Consider the following 20386-nt stretch of genomic DNA (forward strand, 5'->3'; position numbering starts at 1 on the left):
TCATCAACCGCTAAACCAAGAGCGGTTGCTCATTGAGGCTTCAACCTAATTCGTAATTCGTAATTAAAAAGGGTTTGTACGGGTTATCCCATCACAAAGAAGGCGATCGCGCTCTTCAAGATTGTGATTGTGCTTAAGGTAATCACCTACCCAATCGCAACCACGAACAAGCAGATCGTCAAGATGTAAATTCCACAGAATTATCGTGTTGTCAGTACTTGCTGATGCTAGTGTTTGACCATCCGGGCTAAAACTGACACTTAATACCCCAGCGCGATGCCCATTAAGACTTTTAATTAACTTGCCTTCAGGACTCCAGAGTTTCACTGTACTGTCCCAACTGGCGGCGGCGAGTAATTCACCATTGGGGCTAAAAGTCACCGCATTGACGCTATCACTGTACCCTTTTAATAAGGTTTTTAACAATGTACCATCGCGTCGCCACAGTTTTACGGTGTTATCCCAGCTGGCAGAAGCCAGTAACTCGTCAGTGGGACTAAAACTGACACCTGTCACCCAGCTGTCATGGGGCGAGAAAGTTTTTAACAATGTACCATCCCGTTGCCAAAGTTTAACAGTTTGGTCATCACTGGCAGAGGCTAAAACCTGACTATCATGGCTGAAGTTGACGCTATTTACCGAATCCTGATGCCCCACTAAGGTTTTGAGCAACTTGCCCTCACGGTTCCAAAGTTTCACTGTTTTATCTTTGCTAGCTGATGCCAAAAACTGACCATTAGGACTGAAATTCACGCTCATCACACTATTGCTATGCCCGTGGAGAGTCATAATTAAAGTACCATCCAACCGCCAAAGTTTTACTGTTTTGTCAAAACTTCCTGAAGCCAGCATTTCACCTTTGGGGTCAAAACTGACACTGGTAACTTCATTTGTATGCCCCACTAAAGTTTTGTAAAGTCGGGTTTTGACCTCGCCACTACTGGTGTATCGTTGCCAAAGTTTTACAGTGCGATCGCGACTACCAGAAGCTAGCATCCGGCCGTCGGGACTCCAAGCAACGCTCAAAACTCGGTTCCGATGCCCTTGAAGAATAGACGGTGTTGGCGCATCTAAACTCCATAGTTTCACGCTTTTGTCGTAACTTCCTGAGGCTAGCAATTTGTTATTTGGACTGAAAGCTAAACTGACAACATAATTGCTGTGTCCTTTGAAGGTTTTGAGTAAAGTACCAGTAATACTCCAGAGGTTTATGGTTTTGTCTTCACCTGCGGAAGCTAACTTTTTACTATCGGAACTAAAGCTCAAACTCCACACTGTTTTGCTATGCTGCCGTAAAGTTTTGTAAGGACGAAAGTCAAAACCGTCTTTGGTACTGTTACTCTCCCTCTGCCAAAGTTTCACTGTTTTATCTTGACCTGCTGATGCCAACAATTTACCGTCTGGGCTGAAAACAGCTACAGTCACACCTTTTTGATGTCCCAGCAAAGTTGTAACAAGGCTACCGTCCCGTCGCCAGATTTTCACTGTCTTGTCGTCGCTGGACGAGGCAATGAATTGACCATCAGGACTGAAGTTTACCCAGTTAACTGACCCTTGATGTCCTCTCAGTATTTTTACTAAGCTACCGTCTTTGCGCCAGAGTTTTACGGTTGTATCCTTACTGCCAGTAGCTAACAATTCGCCATCAGGACTGAAATTAACGCTATAAACCCAATCACCGTAACCTTTCAAGGTTTTATATGGCTTGGGGTCAAATTCACCTGTAACCGAGTTTTTGTGCCAGATTTGCACTGTTTTATCAAGGCTGGCCGACGCTAGGGTTTGACCATCCGGGCTGAAACTTACACAATTAACAGCATCAGTGTGACCTTTAAGGGTTTGGAGTAAGGTTCCATCAGGACGCCAAAGTTTCACCGTCTGATCTAGGCTACCTGATGCTAGCAACTGACCATCCGGGCTGAAAGTTACTCCCCAGACAACATCGGTGTGCCCTTCCAGGCGGTTAACCTCAGTTACCCCATAAACTGCTTGTTGCAAGGCTGTCACTACCCGCATTCGGGTATCTGGCTGCACGATCTCTGCCTGTTTAAGTCCTCTCCAAGCCCGCAAACCTTCTAATAGGGCATCAAATTCTTTATTAGAGGCAAACAAAGCTTGACTAGCAGCAGCGATTCCACTAATTTTCAAGTTGGTTTCACTGCGTTCAGCTCGTAGAGTTTGGCGGACTGCTGCTCTTTTTTGTAAATCGGCTTGCCACCATAATGCTGCTATTGTTCCCCCCATAATTGCTAGGATTGCACCTGCTATCCGTGCTTCCCGCAGTCGTCGTTGCAATACCAAATTTAGTTGCTTTTGACTAAGTTGTTGGGCTGCTTCGGCTCTAGTTTTTTCAAGTTTAATTTTTTCTAATTCGGCGAGCATACCATAGTTGTTCTTTTGGCGAATTGGTTCAACTAAATAATCGTGAACCAACTGGTAGCGATCGCCTAACTCTTCTCTAACTCGCAATACCAAGCCTGAACCCACCAATATTTCTAAAATCAGTTCTCCAACTTTGTCAAAGCTTGATATCGTATCTATATCATAATTATTAACTAATGCAGCCGCTAAATCAGCTTTAGTTTTTAAAGGTCGCGTCCCCTTTTCATCTGTTAACTCAAATAATAATTTCCAACTTAACTCTTCGTTCTCTTGACCGCAGTCTTTGATAACTTCCCCTAACCAGCGTTCCACCAATTTTGCCGAGCCACCACAAAGCTTATATTCTGCAAGTGTCGTAATGTTTTCTATTTGTAGTTGAGCACCGACTATTTGTAATTCAATTGGATGTACTTCGTCTAGTTCTCCTGTCAAATCCTGGACTAATCGGTTAATTAATTCCTCACTTAGTTCATAATGTGAACGTTGAGTCAGACTGTGAATTATGGCTTTGGCATCTTGGCTAGAGAATTTTCCTAAATAGTAGCGAATGTCCTTATCAAGAATATTTTTATTAATTACTCCTAAATCATATACTCCAGTACTATTTTTCTGACTCAAACGTTCAAACTCTAATAAATGATGCAAGTAATCTTCTCGTAATGAAAGAATAATTTTTACATAAGAAATGTTTAAACATTCACTAAAAAATTTATAAAATTCTATTCTTTGTGTAGGAGGATTACTAACAAAGAAAAATTCTTCAAACTGGTCTAATATGATAACTATTGTATAATTGCGCTCACATGCTAACCGAATTCTTTCTAGTATTATGGTGGGTGTAGAGTCAATATTAACCGATATTCCTGTGTATGCTAGCGCTTGGTTGATACTGCTGCTCAAGATTGTTATCCAATCAGTATAAACAGACAAAACAATCGGTATAGGAATGCGTTCACCGATAACTTTTCCCTTGAGTGCTGGGACTAAACCAGCTTTGAGAATTGAACTTTTACCTACACCTGATGGCCCATAAATAACTGTGAGTTTGTAGTCAGCCCGGGCAATTCTTTCAATTAAGCGATTGACATCTTGTTGCCGTCCAGAAGCAGATATTTCTTGAGCAATTTCTTCAGGAATAAACGGTATTTTGTGAGGTTCTAGTACTGGGTTAATCCTGGGGCGTTGTGGCTGTAATTGACTTGCTCCAATAAAGGCACGAAAGCCATACTGATGTTCTATTTTAATTTTTTCTTGCTTCAGCTTAAAGGCTTCTGTATAGTTATGACACTCAAAAAAGTAAAGCGATCGCAGTTCCTCTAAAATCTCTAAGTAAAGTAATGGCTGATGTTGTAGCTCACAAACTACCCTCGCCCATTCCAAGTTATTGATAGCTTCCTCGCACTCACCCAAATGCCGTTGTGTGCGTGCTAGCAAGAGAAGATACCAACTTTCTTGTCGTCGTCTTCGCAAAGCGTCTCGCAGAGAAACTTGTGTTACTTCTTCGGATATAGAAAGCGCTGTATTTGCTAATTCATGAGCCAGTACCCAATTCGATTCTGAAGCCGCCACATTTGCCAAAAAACCATAATTTTGAGCAACTTGTGCGGGAGTTCCATAAGTTTTATGTAAGTATAATGACTTTTGAGCTAATTCTTTTAAGTCATCCCAGGCTTGTAAACGTTGCAGCATTTCACAAGCAGGCAAAATGAATTTAGCAACTAAGTCTTCTCTTTGTACCTCCTCCAATAGCTCCAAGCATTGTTTAAACCACGACAGAGCATGTTCACAATAGCTACTAGTATTCTGGTATAAATCTGCCATTCGGTGATAACAAAGCCCTAGGTGGAATAGTACTATTGCTTGCTTGAGTAAAGATGAGGGGGGCATAGGGTGAGGGGATGAGAGGGGCAAAGAAGAATTACTCTCCCACTCTGCTACTCTCCTCGCTTCCTGCTGCCATAATGCTAGGCTTCTTTGATAATTGGCTAAAGCACCATTAATTTGATCGTTGGCGTATTTATCTCGCCCCAACACAAATTCTAAACTAGCTTCTAATCCTGGTGTTAATTTAACGCCATACAGGCGCAGCAAATCATTACGGGCTGATTCTATTTCATGGCGGTGTTGCGACTTAGGATCTAAATCTAGGAAGGCATTAGATAAGAACGTTTCAGCACCTGCTTCTAAAACTTTGGCAAATAGAGATTCTTCCTCTTGAGATATCAAAGCAATTAAATCTGCTTTGGCCATTTCAAATTTAATAGTGGTTGCAGCCCAGCTTTTGAAATCAGGCGCTAATCTTGAAAGCAATGATGCTACTTCATCCTGTAGCCACAACACCACTGGAAATGGAAAAGTAGCAGCATAGATATCTCGTGCTTGGTTGACACCTGTAAGTAAGTTTTCTAGGTCGGTAGTTGACTCAATACCGAAAATCATTACAGCAGACGGTAAAGAGTCTGTAAGGACGGCAGGATTATCTAAAGATAGTTCTGAGATTATTGTGCTGTGTAAAGAAGTAGTTGATGGATTGAGAACGATTTCTCTGATATTAATTTCTTTGGTGTTAGAGCGAATATTCTCTAACATTTGCTCACGTAATCGCCCATAGTTGCATCGAACTAAAATCAGAGCAAATTGACCTTCAGAAAGTGCGATCGCTCTAATCAATCTTTGTAAAGTATGCTGATTTTCTTTGGTGTAGACGCGTAGCTGTTTGTCATTAGTCATTGGATATGGGGTATTAGGCATTGGATATGGGGTATTAGGCATTGGATATGGGGCATTGGTCATTAGTTCACTAACAAATGACCAATGACAAATGACAATTGAATGTTACTTGTTTTGTTGCCAAGCCAAAACTTTTTCTGTTTCTGCCAAGGCTGGACTGATGCCAAACCAGCGCCCCACAGGATCACGATATTCAAACAAATACATACTTCTTAGTAAGCTCTGATAGTCAGACTCACCTTTAACTCTCTGCTGCTGTACTACTTCAAACAGTAATTCCCACTGGGATTCATCAATAGCTAATAGCAGATCGTCGCGATAATCCTTAATCACTGCTTCCAAGCAATCCCTAGAAAAAGGCGGATCTTGTCGTTGCAGGCAGCTATAAAGTAAGCCCAATAAGTTACGAATGTGACCACCGCTAACACGACATAGACGATCCAAGGTTTGGGAGTGATCGAATAATTCTGTAATTAATAACAGTCTGCTATTCAAAGGAACTTCTGGAAAAGCTCTAGCTAGAACTAACTGGCGCACTAGTGACATTCCTGGTTCGTAGTCACTGCCATCTCTTTGCCGCACTAATACCATCGGTAGTACTTTTGGTGCAATCCCTCCCCCCAGACGATTTTTTAGTGTCTCATACTCATTGGAGAAAATTAACGTTAGGGGAATTGTGTAAACTAGGTGGCATTTAAGTCGGCGTAACTGTTCGCCTCGGTCAATGAAGAGATATTCTGGTTGCGATCGCCCGGATGCTAAGGGACGCATATCCACTCGATCCAAATTATCTACAATTACTACCAGTCCTTTTTGACCCCTTAGCTTTAGCTGTTCAACAGCCTTTTCTAAAATCTCTTCGTTAATCGCCTGCAAAATACTATTGGTACGTGGTTCCAGATATTGCCTCAGTTGATTCCGCATCTGGGTGCTATCTTTAGTTTTCGCGGTAATTTTGGCAATACCCAAGGACAACTCTGCTTGTCCAGAAAGCTCTATGGGGCTTTGCAAAAAATCGCCTACTTCTTTAAACAAATTGGTAAAGTAACCAGGTTTGAGTTTGATGCTAATCCCTTCTAAACTGGCACTGACTTGACGGGCTACACTCAGCAAAATATCGCTGATATCAATATCTGCCATGTCTAAGTCTTGACTGGACTCAAAATAAACCACATGAAATCCTGCCAATTCTAGTTCTGTCTTGAGGCGCTGCAATTCCGTTGACTTACCGCAGCCGATATGACCCGTAAATAACTGACAGGTTGGCTCGTCAGGAGAAATACGAATGATAGTTCGTTGCAATTCTTCGACAATCTTGCAACCACGTACATCAGCAAAATCTATGTAATACTGCCGATCTAGTACGTTACTTATATTTAGCGTGTAGCTAGGGTTACATGCTTTATAAAAACGTGACAAATTTAATGTCGTTTTCATGTATGTACAGGTTTATGTAGATGCAGTTTAGTTTGGATTTTTTATACAAATAATCCCTATCTAGATGTAGACACAGGATTTACTTGCAAGGTGGTAGTGTCTTGCAAAAGACAGCACTTGTTGCCAGATTACTGTCAGTAGTATGGTAGAGATTTAATTGACCCTAATAGCGAATGGCACTAAGATAATGCAAACCAATTATCTGCAAAGATTTTGGGTGTGGGGTGTAGGATGTGGGGTATAGTGACGTTTGTGCCAGCATTGCGTAGCAAAGAAATTTATTTGTGTTCGCACTTATTTTTACTTTTCTTGATTTTTTCCGAATCTACACCCTACCCCCTATACCCTTACCTGGCAAGGATTTCATCTTTTATTCGTACCATTCAACCCGTCAGGTCTTAAGCATATCTGTCCTTTTTACACCTGCTATTGAGGTTTTGACAATCTCTCCCTTCTGTTTGACCTGCCACAAAATTATATGGCTTAGGGAGTAAGTAAAAAAAGCTACAAATTTTCATGGTTCTCAGTTTGGATAGCTGATGGGTCTGACTGGTATGAATTATAGCAAGGTATACAGAGATATAGGAATACTTGTATATCATTTAACATTCTATTTGTCAAGAAAGCAAAATCCCACACATCTCAATTAATATTTTGTAATCTTTAAGGAAAAATCTTCAAAAATAACTTGTCAAAAAGACTACAGTCAGTTAAAAATGGACACCGGAAACTTTAATAGGAATAATGACTAGCACCATAATCATTGTGTAGTTACTGTAAAGTATTACTAAAAATAAAAAAAGTTTTGAAGAGAGCGGCTAAAAGATGCCAACAGTGTTTACTGAAATTAATAATGAATTTAGATTGCAATCAAAAAGGGGTGTGAATGGCTGGCATAATATCAGTTTCCCGCACGCATCTAGCCCAGCGTCGTCAGAAATTGCGTCGGCAGCGGCAGATGAAAATTATTCAAGCTATTTGGCGAACCTTTGCCATTACTGGTTTGGCGAGTGGATTGTTGTGGGTGGCAGTTCAACCGCTGTGGATGCTAAAGGCTCCCAAACAAATAGTGATGAAATCAGGCAATAAATTGCTGTCAGATCAAACAACTCAGTCATTGTTGGTGCTGTCTTACCCTCAGTCTTTGTGGCGGATTGAACCGTCAGCGATCGCTAAATCTTTGAAGAAACAACCAACTATTGCCCAAGCGATCGTCAGACGCCGCCTATTTCCTCCTGGATTAATCATTGAAATCCAAGAACGAGTACCTGTAGCGGTAACTCAAACACGTGGCAACAAAAAAGTAACAATCGGCTTGCTAGATGCAAGTGGGGCCTGGATGCCTTTAGAAAAATATACATTACTGAATCCTACTAGAAAATTACCCAATCTCAGAGTAATTGGTTCGCCAAATCAATACTGCCTTTACTGGACTCAACTCCATGAAGCTGTGAGCCAAAGTCCCGTGAAAGTGATGGAAATTGATTGCCGAAATCCAACAAATTTAATTTTGAAAACCGAATTAGGAAATGTGCATCTTGGTGTTCCAGGCCCCCAATTATCTGAACAAATTAAGTTACTCGCCCAAATGCGCCATTTAGCAACAAAATTTAATTCTAGTCAAATAGAGTATATTGATCTGAAAAATCCCGAATTCCCATTAGTACAAATGAACCAAAAAGACCAAAAATTAACTCCCCAAATCCCTAAAAACATCTAGCGTGTTTATTATTTTGATAGCTCATAGTAAATTAAGAAGCTTTATGCTGATAAATATATTTATTATTTTCAGTTTTCCAGCAAATTGCCCGAAAATCGGCATTAACTTCTAATTAAAATGAGAAGATCAATCATAAAATCTCTATTGCGAGTAACAGACTCTCAATTGTTACCCTAACATCTAATAGTAGGGTGCAAGATGTCAAACAGTCTAATGATGGTCTATAGCGTACAAAACGCCTTCTGCCCATACATTCTTTGACTAAACCCAGTGCAAAAAAGAGAAAATTGCTTGAGCTTTTCATTCAGATTCAGACTCGTGAGCAGAGAGCACTGATGAGAACGGTTTATGCCGCCATCCAAGTGCAGAGGCAAAAAGGCTCTGACTTTGGTCTGTTGAGGACACTTCCAAAGACAGTTTACCGAAGTTTCAATCTGTAACGAAAAATGCCACCCAAAGTTGTGTAAGCATTACTTTTGGCCAATAAGTTTGGACTGCTCTGTGCTGTAATTCCTATTAGGTGACGAAATCTCTTAGGAAATCTTGATTTGTTGGCCGCACTAGTCAGGGTTCTTGTAGGATAGACTATTGCTCCAACAAAGTGTCCATTGAGACCACCCAAACAACAAATTAATCAGGTATAGTCTGACAAGTAAATTCTTGCTTAGTTTAACCTTAAGAATAAGTAAGTAGAAGGTAAATTTTGTGTCTAAAGTTCCAATCATCCCCAATGGTGAAACCTATTAACAATATTATTATTGAGGCAGAGAAGATACGCTGTAGTGTGTCTTTACAAGTTATGCCCTCTGCTGAGAATAATGAAGAGATTAATATCTGGTTGAAGTTATACAGGTCAGTTTTAGATAAATATAGGTATACTTCTCTAGAATTGGCTGTGCGATCGGCTGTGTTAAAAGCTTATCCTATAGCAAATTTTCGCACTGCCAATTCTGTTAGGCTTGGCAGTAGTGAAAACAATAAAGAACAACGCCATAGTATTGTGGCATTGTCAAACTAAAGTTGACTCTTAGGTGAATAACACCTGAAAAAGTCGTTTATCTACCCTTTCACAAATCCAATGACACTTGATAATAACCAAGGACTTAACTATAAGAATTCCCAATCTACGGGACAGCCGGGGTTTTCTCTGGCAGTTAACTCGACCAATCCCTTTAATAACTCTGGGCTGAACTTCGGGCAAAATCACGATAATAAGAAAATTTCTCCAGAAAATAGCCGAATTGGCGAGATTGTTCCTGGTCGGGTCGCCAACATCAAAGTGATTGGTGTCGGTGGTGGTGGTGGCAATGCTGTTAACCGCATGATCGAGTCTGATGTCTCTGGGGTAGAGTTTTGGTCAATTAACACTGATGCCCAAGCTCTTACCTTAGCTGGCGCTCCAAGTCGATTGCAAATTGGGCAGAAGCTAACACGGGGTTTAGGAGCAGGTGGTAATCCTGCCATCGGTCAAAAGGCAGCTGAAGAATCGCGGGACGAAATAGCTACGGCTTTAGAGGGTGCAGATTTAGTATTTATCACTGCCGGTATGGGGGGTGGTACTGGGACGGGTGCAGCACCAATCGTGGCAGAAGTGGCCAAAGAAATGGGCGCTCTCACTGTTGGTGTAGTCACACGTCCATTTGTTTTTGAGGGACGCCGCCGCACCAGCCAAGCAGAAGAAGGTATTCAAGGGCTAAAAAGTAGAGTAGATACACTGATCATTATCCCCAACAACAAACTGCTGGAAGTGATCCCCGAACAAACGCCTGTGCAAGAAGCTTTTCGTTATGCAGATGATGTGCTGCGTCAAGGGGTGCAAGGTATTTCTGATATCATTACAATCCCCGGTTTGGTAAACGTTGACTTTGCAGATGTGCGAGCTGTGATGGCAGATGCGGGATCGGCATTGATGGGAATTGGCGTTAGCTCTGGAAAATCTAGAGCCAGAGAAGCTGCGATCGCAGCTATTTCTTCACCGTTACTAGAATGTTCTATTGAAGGCGCTAGAGGAGTTGTATTTAATATCACAGGTGGTACTGACCTGACTTTGCATGAAGTGAATGCAGCCGCAGAAGCAATCTATGAGGTAGTTGATCCCAACGCCAATATTATTTTTGGGGCTGTAATTGATGACAGGCTCCAAGGTGAGGTAAGAATTACTGTAATTGCCACCGGATTTACAGGTGAACTGCAAGCTGTGCCACAACAAAGCGTGGCTAACGTTCGAGTAGCACCTAATACCTCAAAGCGTCCAACAACACAGCAACCCGCAGTTAATCCCCCAACCTCAACTCCAACTCCAAATTCAACTCCAACTCCAATTCCAGAACCAAAAGAAAAACCTGGATTAGATATACCTGATTTTCTGAGAAACCGACGTACACCAAGGAATTAAAAGATTTGGGATTTGAGATTTTAGATTAAATTAGCAGTATCAGGTCAGGCTGAACGCTGTATAAAATCTGCTACTTCCACCAGGGTTTTACCAAGGGCAGGGATAAGCAATCTTTTGCCATACCCAATTTTGCTAATTGGTAAAAAAACTTGTCAACGCTACTTTATAGAATGAATTTGGGCAGGAGTCTACTGGCTTGCATGTCCAGCTATGCTTTCAGAACAAAACAATAGAAATACCTGCCCAACTATGGATGCATCACCGATAGCGCAGCGTAAAGTTTTCTCTTCTCTTTCAGAGACGCTAACGCGAACGAGAGGCTTGTCTGCGACACGCACTCACGTTCGCCAACGGCATGGCTTCTCTGCGAGACGCACTCGCGTTCGCTTAGAGCGAGTCATCGAGCCTCACGAGCGTCATAGCTGGTCATAGTCATCAATACATCTACCTCTGGCGATCCCACGATCCACTAAACTCATATTCCGTATAAGTAGTAAATTATATTTACTTAAAACAAGTAGCGTAGGCAACCAGCCCATGCAAGTGTCCGAAAGAGGTCTGTTTACTGAGAAATAGAACATCAAACAAACAAAAAATAAATAAATGTAAATTATTTTTGGATTTTTAGTGTCTGTTCAATCCATTGAATAACCTGATGACCAAGGTGAGTACCATCTAGGCGGTCAATCTCACGAATGCCGGTAGGACTAGTGACGTTAACCTCAGTTAGGTAGCCACCGATAACGTCAATACCCACAAAAATTAAGCCGTCTTGGCGTAAGCGTTCGGCTACTTGGGTACAAATTTCATACTCTCTTGGGGTAATTTTGGTTTTAGCGACTGTACCACCAGTTGCCATATTATTGCGGAAATCAGTTCCGCTAGAGAGGCGATTGAGCGCACCAATTGGTTCGCCATTGAGCAGGATAATTCGCTTATCTCCCGCTTTTGCCTGTGGTAAATAGGTTTGCACCATTACTGGCACTTTACCTTGGAGGGTACTGAGTTCAACAATGGAGTTAAAATTGCGATCGCTTGATTGCAAAAACAAAATTCCTTCGCCAGCTTTGTTACCCAGCGGTTTGAGAACCCCTGCTCCCTTTGCTTCCACAAATTGCCGGATAAACTGCTTATCAGCACTGACAATCGTTTCTGGAATCGCTTTGGTAAACTGGAGGGCGTACATTTTTTCATTTGCCCCTCGGATGCCACTGGGACTGTTAATCACCAAGGTTTTATTTTGGTCAATATAATCCAGAATGTAGGTGGCATAGAGGTAGGAATCATTGACAGGTGGATCTGTCCGCATAAATACGGCGTCCATTGTCTCTAAAGAAGTTAAGGAGGAATCGCTCAACTTATACCAAAGATTCGCCGCTACCCAGCGTCCCTCGACTAACTGTACTGGTAAAAGTTCGACTCGCTGTAGGACAGCCCAAGCTTTGCCCTCCACCACACTCAGCAGATTTGCCTGAGTCACCCAAACTTCATGTCCCAGGATTTGGGCTGCTTCTATTAGGGCAACACTGGTATCATGACATGGGTCAAGTAGATGGATGGGATCAATGATAAAAGCCAGTTTCACCCTTTATACCTCAATCACCAAGAAATTAAATGGTTATTCAATTATTATCTCTTGATGCTCTCACCAATTGATGTACATGTGTACTGCTGAGTAGAACCTAGAGGGTAAAGTCTTGTGGACAGATATCAGTTTTGTGAGGAAAAGCCCGTAGACAAGGCAGGGCGTTGTTTTTCTAAAGTTGTAACGACTGCCGTGTATATTTGCAGCGCCTTGTCGCTAGCGCAATATCTTCTAAACTTACAGGCTATTGCTAGAAGTTAGTAGCTCATCCAGCTTGCCTTGACTGTCTAAAGCGTGGATATCATCACAACCACCTACATGATTATCATTGATGAAAATTTGCGGTAAAGAACGGCGTCCATTTGCTCTTTGAGCCATTTTATTTCTGGCTACTTCATCTCCATCAATACTGTATTCGATAAATTCAACACCCTTGCTTTTCAGCAAACTTTTGGCACGAATGCAAAACGGGCAAGTCCTCCAAGTGTAAATTTCTACTTTTGCAGCCATGATGTCCTCAACTTGATTTAATACTTTTTAATTTTAGAGCTTTGCCACTGACTGTGGCTGCTTTATCCCTTCATAAACCTAATCTACAGAAGCCGTTGATGTAATTAGGCAAAAATAAATAAAAGTAGTGTTAAGTAATGTAAAAAATATCGATATTAGTTTATAGTGTACCCATTTGGGGAGGCAAGCTACGCGTAGCGTCTCTACAAACTTTTAATTATTTACGCAGCTTTATTTAGACTCCAAAGTTAAGCTAGCCAAATATGTAGATTATTTTTATTTTGCATCCGACCTAATAAGCTAATAATATTTCAGTTTAAATGCTAGCAATAGCAGTAATTATATTGAGATTGTTTCTATCGCTCAAATTTTTTCGCTACTAAGCGCTAGTTAAAAAGCAGGAATTATTGGGGTGAGTTCTAGTTTAGCGTTTCTTACCTCTAACAAAAATGGGTTTAGAAGTACTTATGCTTTTCTAAACCCATATTTAAGCTCCCTCCTACTAAAACTCAGGAGTGTGGTTTAATTTTGGGAAATATTTTTTCGTTTTTCTTCTTGAGTCCGAAAACACCCAAGGCAAATAATCCTAACGCTGCGGTTGTACTGGGTTCAGGTACTTTTTTCGGTTGAGGTGCAGGGGGGTGATAGTAAGGCGGTGCTGAAGGTGCTGGTGCTACTTCGTGCATATAACGGCTGAGGAAGAATACAATGCTGTTGTTGCGAGGTTTGACTGTTTTGAATGTCTCAGCATTTACATATACGTTATTTTCAATTTTGCTGTCGTATATCAGTAACTTGCCACCATAAAATGATTTTGGTTCTTGATAAAAGTAATAAACGTATGTTAGTTCTCCTAAAGGTCATTCTGAAAGGTTAATACAGTACTTACAGCAGATTTCAAGTTGTGAGGTACACAAGCTAAGTCTGTTACCCAGATATAAAGCGTGTTTTACTCCTGAATTATGAATTCTGCTGTATAAAATTAATTAAGAACAAGTTAAATGTTTAAATCTTTATACGTCATTAGAATTTATTTTGTGAATAAATTCAATTAATGTCTCAGCTATAAACAGAAAAATACCATTAATCAATTGTTCTAGCACGTCTTTTATAATATTGTCATTCAGCAAATTCCATATAACACGATAAAGCTTTAGTAAAGTAGAAATCTCTATTATTTTCAATAAAAAATGCCATAGTTACTATTAACTACGGCATTTTCAACTAGAAGTTAAAAATTTATTTCAGTATTTACTGAGAATCAACGGCATATTCAATCAGCTTGGCAAGGCGCTGACGTAGGGTTTCTAATCCCAAGCGCTGACTCGCAGAAATAAATACCGCAAGGGGGAATTCTTCTCTAGCTAGAGCTAGTGTCTCACTATTGGCTTGATCGATCTTGTTAAAAACAACTAGCGCCGGGCCAGGAGTTATTGGCATTTGTGCCAAAATTTCTCTGACTGAGCGAATATGACGCAACCAAGCCGGATGAGACAAATCCACTAAATGTAGTAGAGCATCGGCTTCTGTGACTTCCTCCAAAGTGGCGCGGAAAGCATCCATTAACGATGCAGGCAGTTCGTGTATAAACCCTACCGTATCTGTAATCAGAATTTCCTGATGTTCATTTGTTTCGCCATAAGGAATCGCCAGGCGGCGGGTAGTCGGATCGAGAGTGGCAAATAACTGGTCGGCTGTATAAACTTCTGCATTAGTGAGAGCATTCAACAAAGTAGACTTACCAGCGTTGGTATATCCAACTAAAGCCACTGAAGGAACTTCTCGATGCTGTCTTCGTTGCCGTAACCGCGAACGATGGGCCTGCAACTGGTTTACTTCTTTTTGCAGTCGGGAAATCCGCTGCCCAATGGCACGGCGTTCAGTTTCCAGTTTGGTTTCACCAGGACCACGAGTCCCAATACCACCACCCAATCGGGACATGGTGCGACCTCTACCAGCCAGTCGCGGCTGCATGTATTCTAACTGTGCTAGTTCTACTTGCAACTTACCGGCACGAGATTGAGCGCGTTGGGCAAAGATATCCAAAATCACTTCGGTACGGTCAACCACCCGGATACCAATCTGCATTTCTAAGTTGCGGACTTGGGAGGGTGAGAGGTCGCGGTCGAAGACGACGAGATTAACTCCTAGTGTTTGGGCAGTTAGGGCAATTTCTTGCACCTTACCTTCGCCAACTACCGTCTGGGGATGAACGCGCGATCGCTTTTGTTGTATTGTCTGTAATACATCTCCCCCAGCAGTATCAACTAACCGTGCCAATTCTAGTAGGGTATCTTGGAATTGTAGGGGAGTCATCTCACTGGTCATCAGCCCCACAATCAGCACGCGATCATGGTCAGCATCTACTTCCTGGGCGATAAATTCGCGCTGGAATTCCGCTTCCAGATTTTCCACCAAGTCTACTAAATCCTGGTCTGCCAGATCGTCCAAGTCCAGAGGTGGCGATATATTCCAACTTGGGGTTTGGATTTGGCTTTCCCCTACCTTGAGAGCCGCAGGACTAGTAATCAGGGTGCGAGACTCTTGGGGTGTCAGATGAGCTAGATAAGCTTCTTTGACATACCCAGTCGCACCGCCTCCCCGCCGTGTAAATCCGGTTCCGGTAATATTTAGGACAACTAGGGCATCTAAGCGTTGTAGTGCCATAGCCGTGAGCGCCGCTTCGTTGGGCGGTTCTGGCTTGAGATGGGTGGCGATACAACGAATACCACTGAGTCGTTCTGCACCGTAACGGGGCAATTCCATCGGTGGTATTTGTGTTTGACGTGGTGTGCCTACCCCGACGCGAATCACTTGTCCGCGACGGTTGATGTAGGCACACACAGGCTGATTGACTTCTGTGCTAATTGCTGCCAGACGCTGGGAAAACTCAGGCGTGGTGATGCGATCGCCTGGTATGCGCTGGTGATACAGCCGCTGTAGTTGCTTCAACTGGCTGGACTTCAGACCTTGGAGATTTCCAAAAATAGTTTCTATAGGCGTTTATGACCAGTTAAATGGTCCCCCGAATCCTTATATATCTATTTTACAACAGGGTTTCGGCTCCTATCTCTCTCCTTTGAGGGATGCGTTAGTAATTAGTTCACGGTGGGTATTTATTTGAAGCGATTTTGGTGGTAGTGCTATGTACCCCGTCGAGCAATGGTTTCTATTCACACTGTCTCCGAATAAAGATAAATTTGTAGCGATCGCTTTTAATTTAAGTTGTTTAAAATTGAGGCTTGATATGCAAATCCCATACTTCTTTTAAATGCTTTGCATCTGATTCAGAAATTTGCCCTATTTTAGCCAGCAACAAAAACTGTTCTAGGCAATTTAATCGAGACAGGCGCACAGTTGAAGCAACACGCAAGCCACTTGCAGCCCAATCATTTAGAGGTACATCAGTTTGTGTGCGTGGTTTTGCAGATGTGACTACTGCTACTACAACATCATTTCCATCTATCCACAATACAAGCACGGGGCGCTTTTTGGAACCGCCACCGCTAGTGAATGGAATATCTGCTACCCAAAACTCACCTGCTTGGATAGTCGTCATAAAGTCCTTCGTCTTCTGGTGCGTAGCCGTTCAAAAAAGCATCATGGTTGCGGGTACTTTTGGGTTCTTCCGCTTTTTGTTGGATGGTGATTACCCAGCGTCCTGTAGTTATATTTTCCAGTATTGATTCTGGGAGATTCAATTTATCCCCTGGTTTTAGTTCAATTTCATAAGTCAGAGTAGTCAATTCATTTTGCATAAGTGTTAGTTAGGATTTTCATAATATTAGTATAATTCTATTTAGGGACGATCGCATTTAATTTTCAGTTGAAGTGTGAAGGCGATCGCTAAATTCATCGCTACATCAGTTTAGTCTTTATAGCGGTTATTGAATCAATACTTGAAAGCGTTCATCTTCCCGGATACCATCAAAATCAGAGTCGGTTTTTGCCCATTCACGCCATTTATCAGGACTTAGATTAATTGCTTTTTGTAGGTTTTTTATTGCCTGCTCAATATTACCTTGGAGAGCATAACAGCAAGCTTTGTTGTACCAAGCTTCGTGGTAATCTGGGTTAATTTTCAGTGCTTGGTCATAGGATGTGATCGCTTCTTCATTGCGTCCCAAATTCATTAGCAGAATGCCCCGATTATTCCAAGCTTCATGATAATCTAGTTTAAATTTCAGTGCTTGGTTGTAGGATGTGATCGCTTCTTCATTGCGTCCTAAATTAAATAGCGCAATGCCTCGACTGTTCCAAGCTAGGTGGTCATTAGGTTTAAATTTCAGTGCTTGGTCGAAGGATAATATTGCCTCTTCATTGCGTCCTAAATTAAATAGCGCAACGATGCCTCGGTTGTTCCAAATTAGGTGGTCATCAGGTTTAAATTTCAGTGCTTGATCAAAGGATAATATTGCCTCTTCATTGCGTCCTAAATAACCTACTAGTGCAATGCCTCGGTTGCACCAAGCTTCGTGATAATCTAGTTTAAATTTCAGTGCTTGATCGTAGGATGCGATCGCTTCTTCAAAGCGTCCTAAATTGCCTAGCGTATAGCCCCGATTGTTCCAAGCTTCGTGATAATCTAGTTTAAATTTCAGTGCTTGGTCGTAGGATGCGATCGCTTCTTCATTGCGTCCCAATTCATCCAGTGCATAGCCCCGATTGTTCCAAGCTTCGTGATAATCTTGTTTAAATTTTAGTGCTTGGTCGTAGGATGCGATCGCTTCTTCATTGCGTTCTAAATTCATTAGCGCACAGCCCCGAATGTACCAAGCTAGGTGATAATCAGGTTTGATTTTCAGTGCTTGGTCGCAGGATGTGATTGCTTCTTCATTTCGTCCTAAATTATTTAGCGCAACGCCCCGATTGTACCAAGCTTCGTGGTAATCTGCTTGAAATTTTAGTGCTTGGTCACAGGATGCGATGGCTTCTTCATTGCGTTCTAAATTGAGTAGTGCATAGCCCCGATTGTTCCAAGCTTCGTGATAATCTAGTTTAATTTTCAGTGCTTGGTCGTAGGATGTGATCGCTTCTTCAAAGCGTCCTAAATTGCCTAGCGTATAGCCCCGATTGTTCCAAGCTAGGTGGAAATCAGGTTTAATTTTCAGTGCTTGGTCGTAGGATGCGATCGCTTCTTCAAAGCGTCCTAAATTGCCTAGCGTATAGCCCCGATTGTTCCAAGCTAGGTGGAAATCAGGTTTAATTTTCAGTGCTTGGTCGTAGGATGTGATCGCTTCTTCAAAGCGTCCTAAATTGCCTAGCGTATAGCCCCGATTGTTCCAAGCTAGGTGGAAATCAGGTTTAATTTTTAATGCTTGGTCGTAGGATGCGATCGCTTCTTTAAAGCGTCCTAAATTGCCTAGCACATTGCCCTGATCGTACCAAGCTAGGTGGAAATCAGGTTTAATTTATAGTTGGTGCGTTCTCCTTCTTTGACTAACACCATCCGGTCTAAATTATCGACAATTACCGCCAGTTGAGTTTTACCCGTAGGTAAGTTCTTTTTTGCATCCACCAGAAATTCATTTAACACCTGAATTAAAGTGACGGTGTAAGGATCAATTTTTTGGCGAATCTTGTGGCGTAATTCAGGAACAGCCCTTAAATTCGCGGTCAACTTGGCAAATTGAGCAAGTTTGGCTTCTACTCCCAGACTCTCAAACTCTATGGGAGTCTGCGCCAAATCTTTTAAATCTTCCCAACGGCTTTTTAACCAGTCGAGTATCGGCCGAGGACTAGCAATTTCTTTTAAATCTTTGAGCAAACGGCGGGTACAGGCGAGGAGAATATCTGTATATTGGGCATCTTCAGAATCGATATCCTCTTCATCAGCCGCAAAATAGACAACATAAAATTTCCGATTTTCTAAATAGTTCTTTAACCTGAGTAATTCTGTAGACTTCCCCGCACCTCGATGACCAGAATACAATTGGCAAGTATTTGTATTTGCCAATTGCATCCGATTTCCCAACTCTTGCAAAATATTGGCATCTCCCCGCACATCCTGACAATCTACATATTTTGGATCGCCTGCGGATAAGGGTTCAAAGGGGTTAAATGCGTTGTAGAGGTTTGCGAGTAAGTCAGTACTATTAACCATAGGTAAAAAATATAGCAATGATGCTCATAATAATCGAGATCATACAGAATTGAGGTAGATGAATCCAATTCAAAGACTCGTCAACGAAGTTCAGAGGTGGATTCATCCAGTTCAAATACTCGTCAACGGAGTTCAGAGGTGGATTCATCCAGTTCAAACACTCGTCAACGGAGTTCAGAGGTGGATTCATCCAGTTCAAATACTCGTCAACGGAGTTCAGAGGTGAATTCATCCAGTTCAAATACTCGTCAACGGAGTTCAGAGGTGGATTCATCCAGTTCAAATACTCGTTAACGGAGTTCAAAGGTGGATAAACCCACCTCAAATACTCGTTAGCAAAAAACTACTACGAGATGGGATAAATCTCTACTTTCCTATTCTTACAAGAGATAAACTGGGGTTAAAGTCTTGCGCCAGCGTTTCACTGTTGTTTGTAATTCTCCCAACAACCAGCTATCAAACTGCGGATAAACTGGCAAACGGGCTACCAATTCCCACCCCGCAGGCTGTAAAATTTCTCTTAATGCCTGTTCCTGTATATGAGGATAATCGGGATTTACCTCATCTTTTGGCCCTATTCCACCCAAATCTCGCGCACCAGCTTCGATACAAGCGAGTAACCATCGGTCATCTTTAACTAAATTCGGCGGAATTTGAATAGTAATATCTGGCGGTAAAATCTGACGTGCTTTAGCAATTACTTCTGGTAACTGATGAGGGTTAAAAGGTGGTGCATCAAAGGTTTGCTGATATCCTGGACTATGAGGTTGCAAGATAACTTCTTGAATGTGGTGATAACGTTGATGCAGTTGAGATATAGCTGTTAATGTTTCCCACCAATCATCAACTGTTTCCCCAATTCCCAACAGTAACCCAGTTGTAAAAGGAATCTGCAACTCTCCCGCCCATTGCAATTGTTGTAAACGAACTTCTGGTAATTTACTCGGTGCGTGCCGATGTACACTATTTAACAATGTTGGCGTTAACTGTTCCAACATCAGCCCCATCGAAACATTCACACGCTTGAGCTTTTGCATTTCTTCAAAACTCAGTGGCCCCGCGTTTGTATGAGGTAAAAACCCCATTGAAAGCGCTAATTCACACAAATCATAAATCCGCTCAAACCACGCTTGACGCTTTGGGGAATGAGGATGTACTTCACCGCTAAGTATGAGAATTTCACAGACTTTTTCGCTTTGAAGTGGTTTTAAAATACTGTCTGCATCTGAAAGACTCATCCAGGGACTTTTACCCGGTTCGCTGCGAAAGTTGCAGTAACTACACCGATTAAAGCACTCGTAAGTGGGAACGATTGTATAAGCAGGGCTATAAGTTACAAGACGAGAATTATTAATTGGCATAAGCAGAATAAATTTGATCTTAGTAAGCAGCCCCAGACTTATTTTAAGCTCGACTTTATCCATTTTTGTCGCAACCTGAATGCTTAAGCTGAAACCTTTGTAGGATGGTAGTTTTACTTTTTAACTTTATCTATAATCTGTGATGTCGAAAAAGTATTTGCCA

Annotated in this window: 14 protein-coding genes and 3 pseudogenes; 4 read left to right on the top strand and 13 right to left on the bottom strand. The window is 41.8% G+C overall.

The window, feature by feature from the left end:
• Nucleotides 1–63: 63 nt before the first annotated feature.
• A complete protein-coding gene (locus HWQ40_RS14855) occupies nt 64–5112 on the bottom strand; it encodes a hypothetical protein (protein WP_292779007.1) in 5049 nt (1682 codons plus the stop codon).
• Between the two features lie 105 nt (nt 5113–5217).
• Nucleotides 5218–6549 (bottom strand): P-loop NTPase fold protein, encoded by a 1332-nt coding sequence (locus HWQ40_RS14860; protein ID WP_292778960.1) that lies wholly within the window; start codon nt 6547–6549, stop codon nt 5218–5220.
• An 886-nt stretch (nt 6550–7435) separates the two neighbouring features.
• Between HWQ40_RS14860 and HWQ40_RS14865 the strand changes: the two genes are divergently transcribed.
• The 4 genes from HWQ40_RS14865 (at nt 7436) to HWQ40_RS14880 (ending at nt 11096) form a co-directional block, all read left to right on the top strand.
• Nucleotides 7436–8269 (top strand): FtsQ-type POTRA domain-containing protein, encoded by an 834-nt coding sequence (locus HWQ40_RS14865; protein ID WP_292778963.1) that lies wholly within the window; start codon nt 7436–7438, stop codon nt 8267–8269.
• Nucleotides 8270–8999: 730 nt separating this feature from the next.
• A complete protein-coding gene (locus HWQ40_RS14870) occupies nt 9000–9287 on the top strand; it encodes a hypothetical protein (RefSeq protein ID WP_292778966.1) in 288 nt (95 codons plus the stop codon).
• Between the two features lie 60 nt (nt 9288–9347).
• Nucleotides 9348–10664, top strand: coding sequence for a cell division protein FtsZ (ftsZ, locus tag HWQ40_RS14875; protein ID WP_292778969.1), 1317 nt, complete (start codon nt 9348–9350; stop codon nt 10662–10664).
• A 249-nt stretch (nt 10665–10913) separates the two neighbouring features.
• A complete protein-coding gene (locus HWQ40_RS14880; protein WP_292778972.1) occupies nt 10914–11096 on the top strand; it encodes a hypothetical protein in 183 nt (60 codons plus the stop codon).
• 178 nt (nt 11097–11274) lie between these two features.
• Here the strand turns inward: HWQ40_RS14880 and gshB are convergent, their stop codons facing one another.
• From gshB to cofG, 11 genes and pseudogenes are all read right to left on the bottom strand, one after another.
• Nucleotides 11275–12249, bottom strand: coding sequence for a glutathione synthase (gshB, locus tag HWQ40_RS14885; protein WP_292778973.1), 975 nt, complete (start codon nt 12247–12249; stop codon nt 11275–11277).
• A 237-nt stretch (nt 12250–12486) separates the two neighbouring features.
• On the bottom strand, nt 12487–12759 hold the full coding sequence (gene grxC / locus HWQ40_RS14890) for a glutaredoxin 3 (RefSeq protein ID WP_292778974.1): 273 nt from the start codon (nt 12757–12759) through the stop codon (nt 12487–12489).
• Nucleotides 12760–13268: 509 nt separating this feature from the next.
• A pseudogene (locus tag HWQ40_RS14895) lies at nt 13269–13409 on the bottom strand (PEP-CTERM sorting domain-containing protein); the annotation flags it as partial.
• Between the two features lie 27 nt (nt 13410–13436).
• Nucleotides 13437–13595: pseudogene (locus tag HWQ40_RS14900) on the bottom strand (proline hydroxylase); the annotation flags it as partial.
• Between the two features lie 415 nt (nt 13596–14010).
• On the bottom strand, nt 14011–15756 hold the full coding sequence (gene hflX, locus HWQ40_RS14905; RefSeq protein WP_292779009.1) for a GTPase HflX: 1746 nt from the start codon (nt 15754–15756) through the stop codon (nt 14011–14013).
• A gap of 232 nt (nt 15757–15988) precedes the next feature.
• Nucleotides 15989–16318: a type II toxin-antitoxin system PemK/MazF family toxin gene (locus tag HWQ40_RS14910; RefSeq protein ID WP_292778978.1), complete on the bottom strand. Its 330-nt coding sequence runs from the start codon at nt 16316–16318 to the stop codon at nt 15989–15991.
• Entirely contained in the window at nt 16296–16517 is a 222-nt protein-coding gene (locus HWQ40_RS14915; protein WP_292778981.1) for a hypothetical protein, read from the bottom strand. Before HWQ40_RS14915 ends, HWQ40_RS14910 begins: the two co-directional genes overlap by 23 nt.
• Nucleotides 16518–16643: 126 nt before the next feature.
• Nucleotides 16644–18170 carry a tetratricopeptide repeat protein gene (locus tag HWQ40_RS14920; RefSeq protein ID WP_292779011.1) on the bottom strand — a complete coding sequence of 509 codons (1527 nt, stop codon included), beginning with the start codon at nt 18168–18170 and terminating at the stop codon, nt 16644–16646.
• A pseudogene (locus HWQ40_RS14925) lies at nt 18170–18862 on the bottom strand (ATP-binding protein); the annotation flags it as partial. The gene HWQ40_RS14920 and the pseudogene HWQ40_RS14925, both read right to left, overlap by 1 nt.
• Nucleotides 18855–19136, bottom strand: coding sequence for a hypothetical protein (locus HWQ40_RS14930; RefSeq protein ID WP_292778984.1), 282 nt, complete (start codon nt 19134–19136; stop codon nt 18855–18857). The gene HWQ40_RS14930 and the pseudogene HWQ40_RS14925, both read right to left, overlap by 8 nt.
• Before the next feature lie 106 nt (nt 19137–19242).
• Nucleotides 19243–20223, bottom strand: a complete 981-nt coding sequence (cofG, locus tag HWQ40_RS14935; protein WP_292778987.1) for a 7,8-didemethyl-8-hydroxy-5-deazariboflavin synthase subunit CofG — start codon at nt 20221–20223, stop codon at nt 19243–19245.
• Nucleotides 20224–20386 lie beyond the last annotated feature (163 nt).

Source organism: Nostoc sp. NMS9 (assembly GCF_017114995.1).
Classification (GTDB): Bacteria; Cyanobacteriota; Cyanobacteriia; order Cyanobacteriales; family Nostocaceae; genus Nostoc.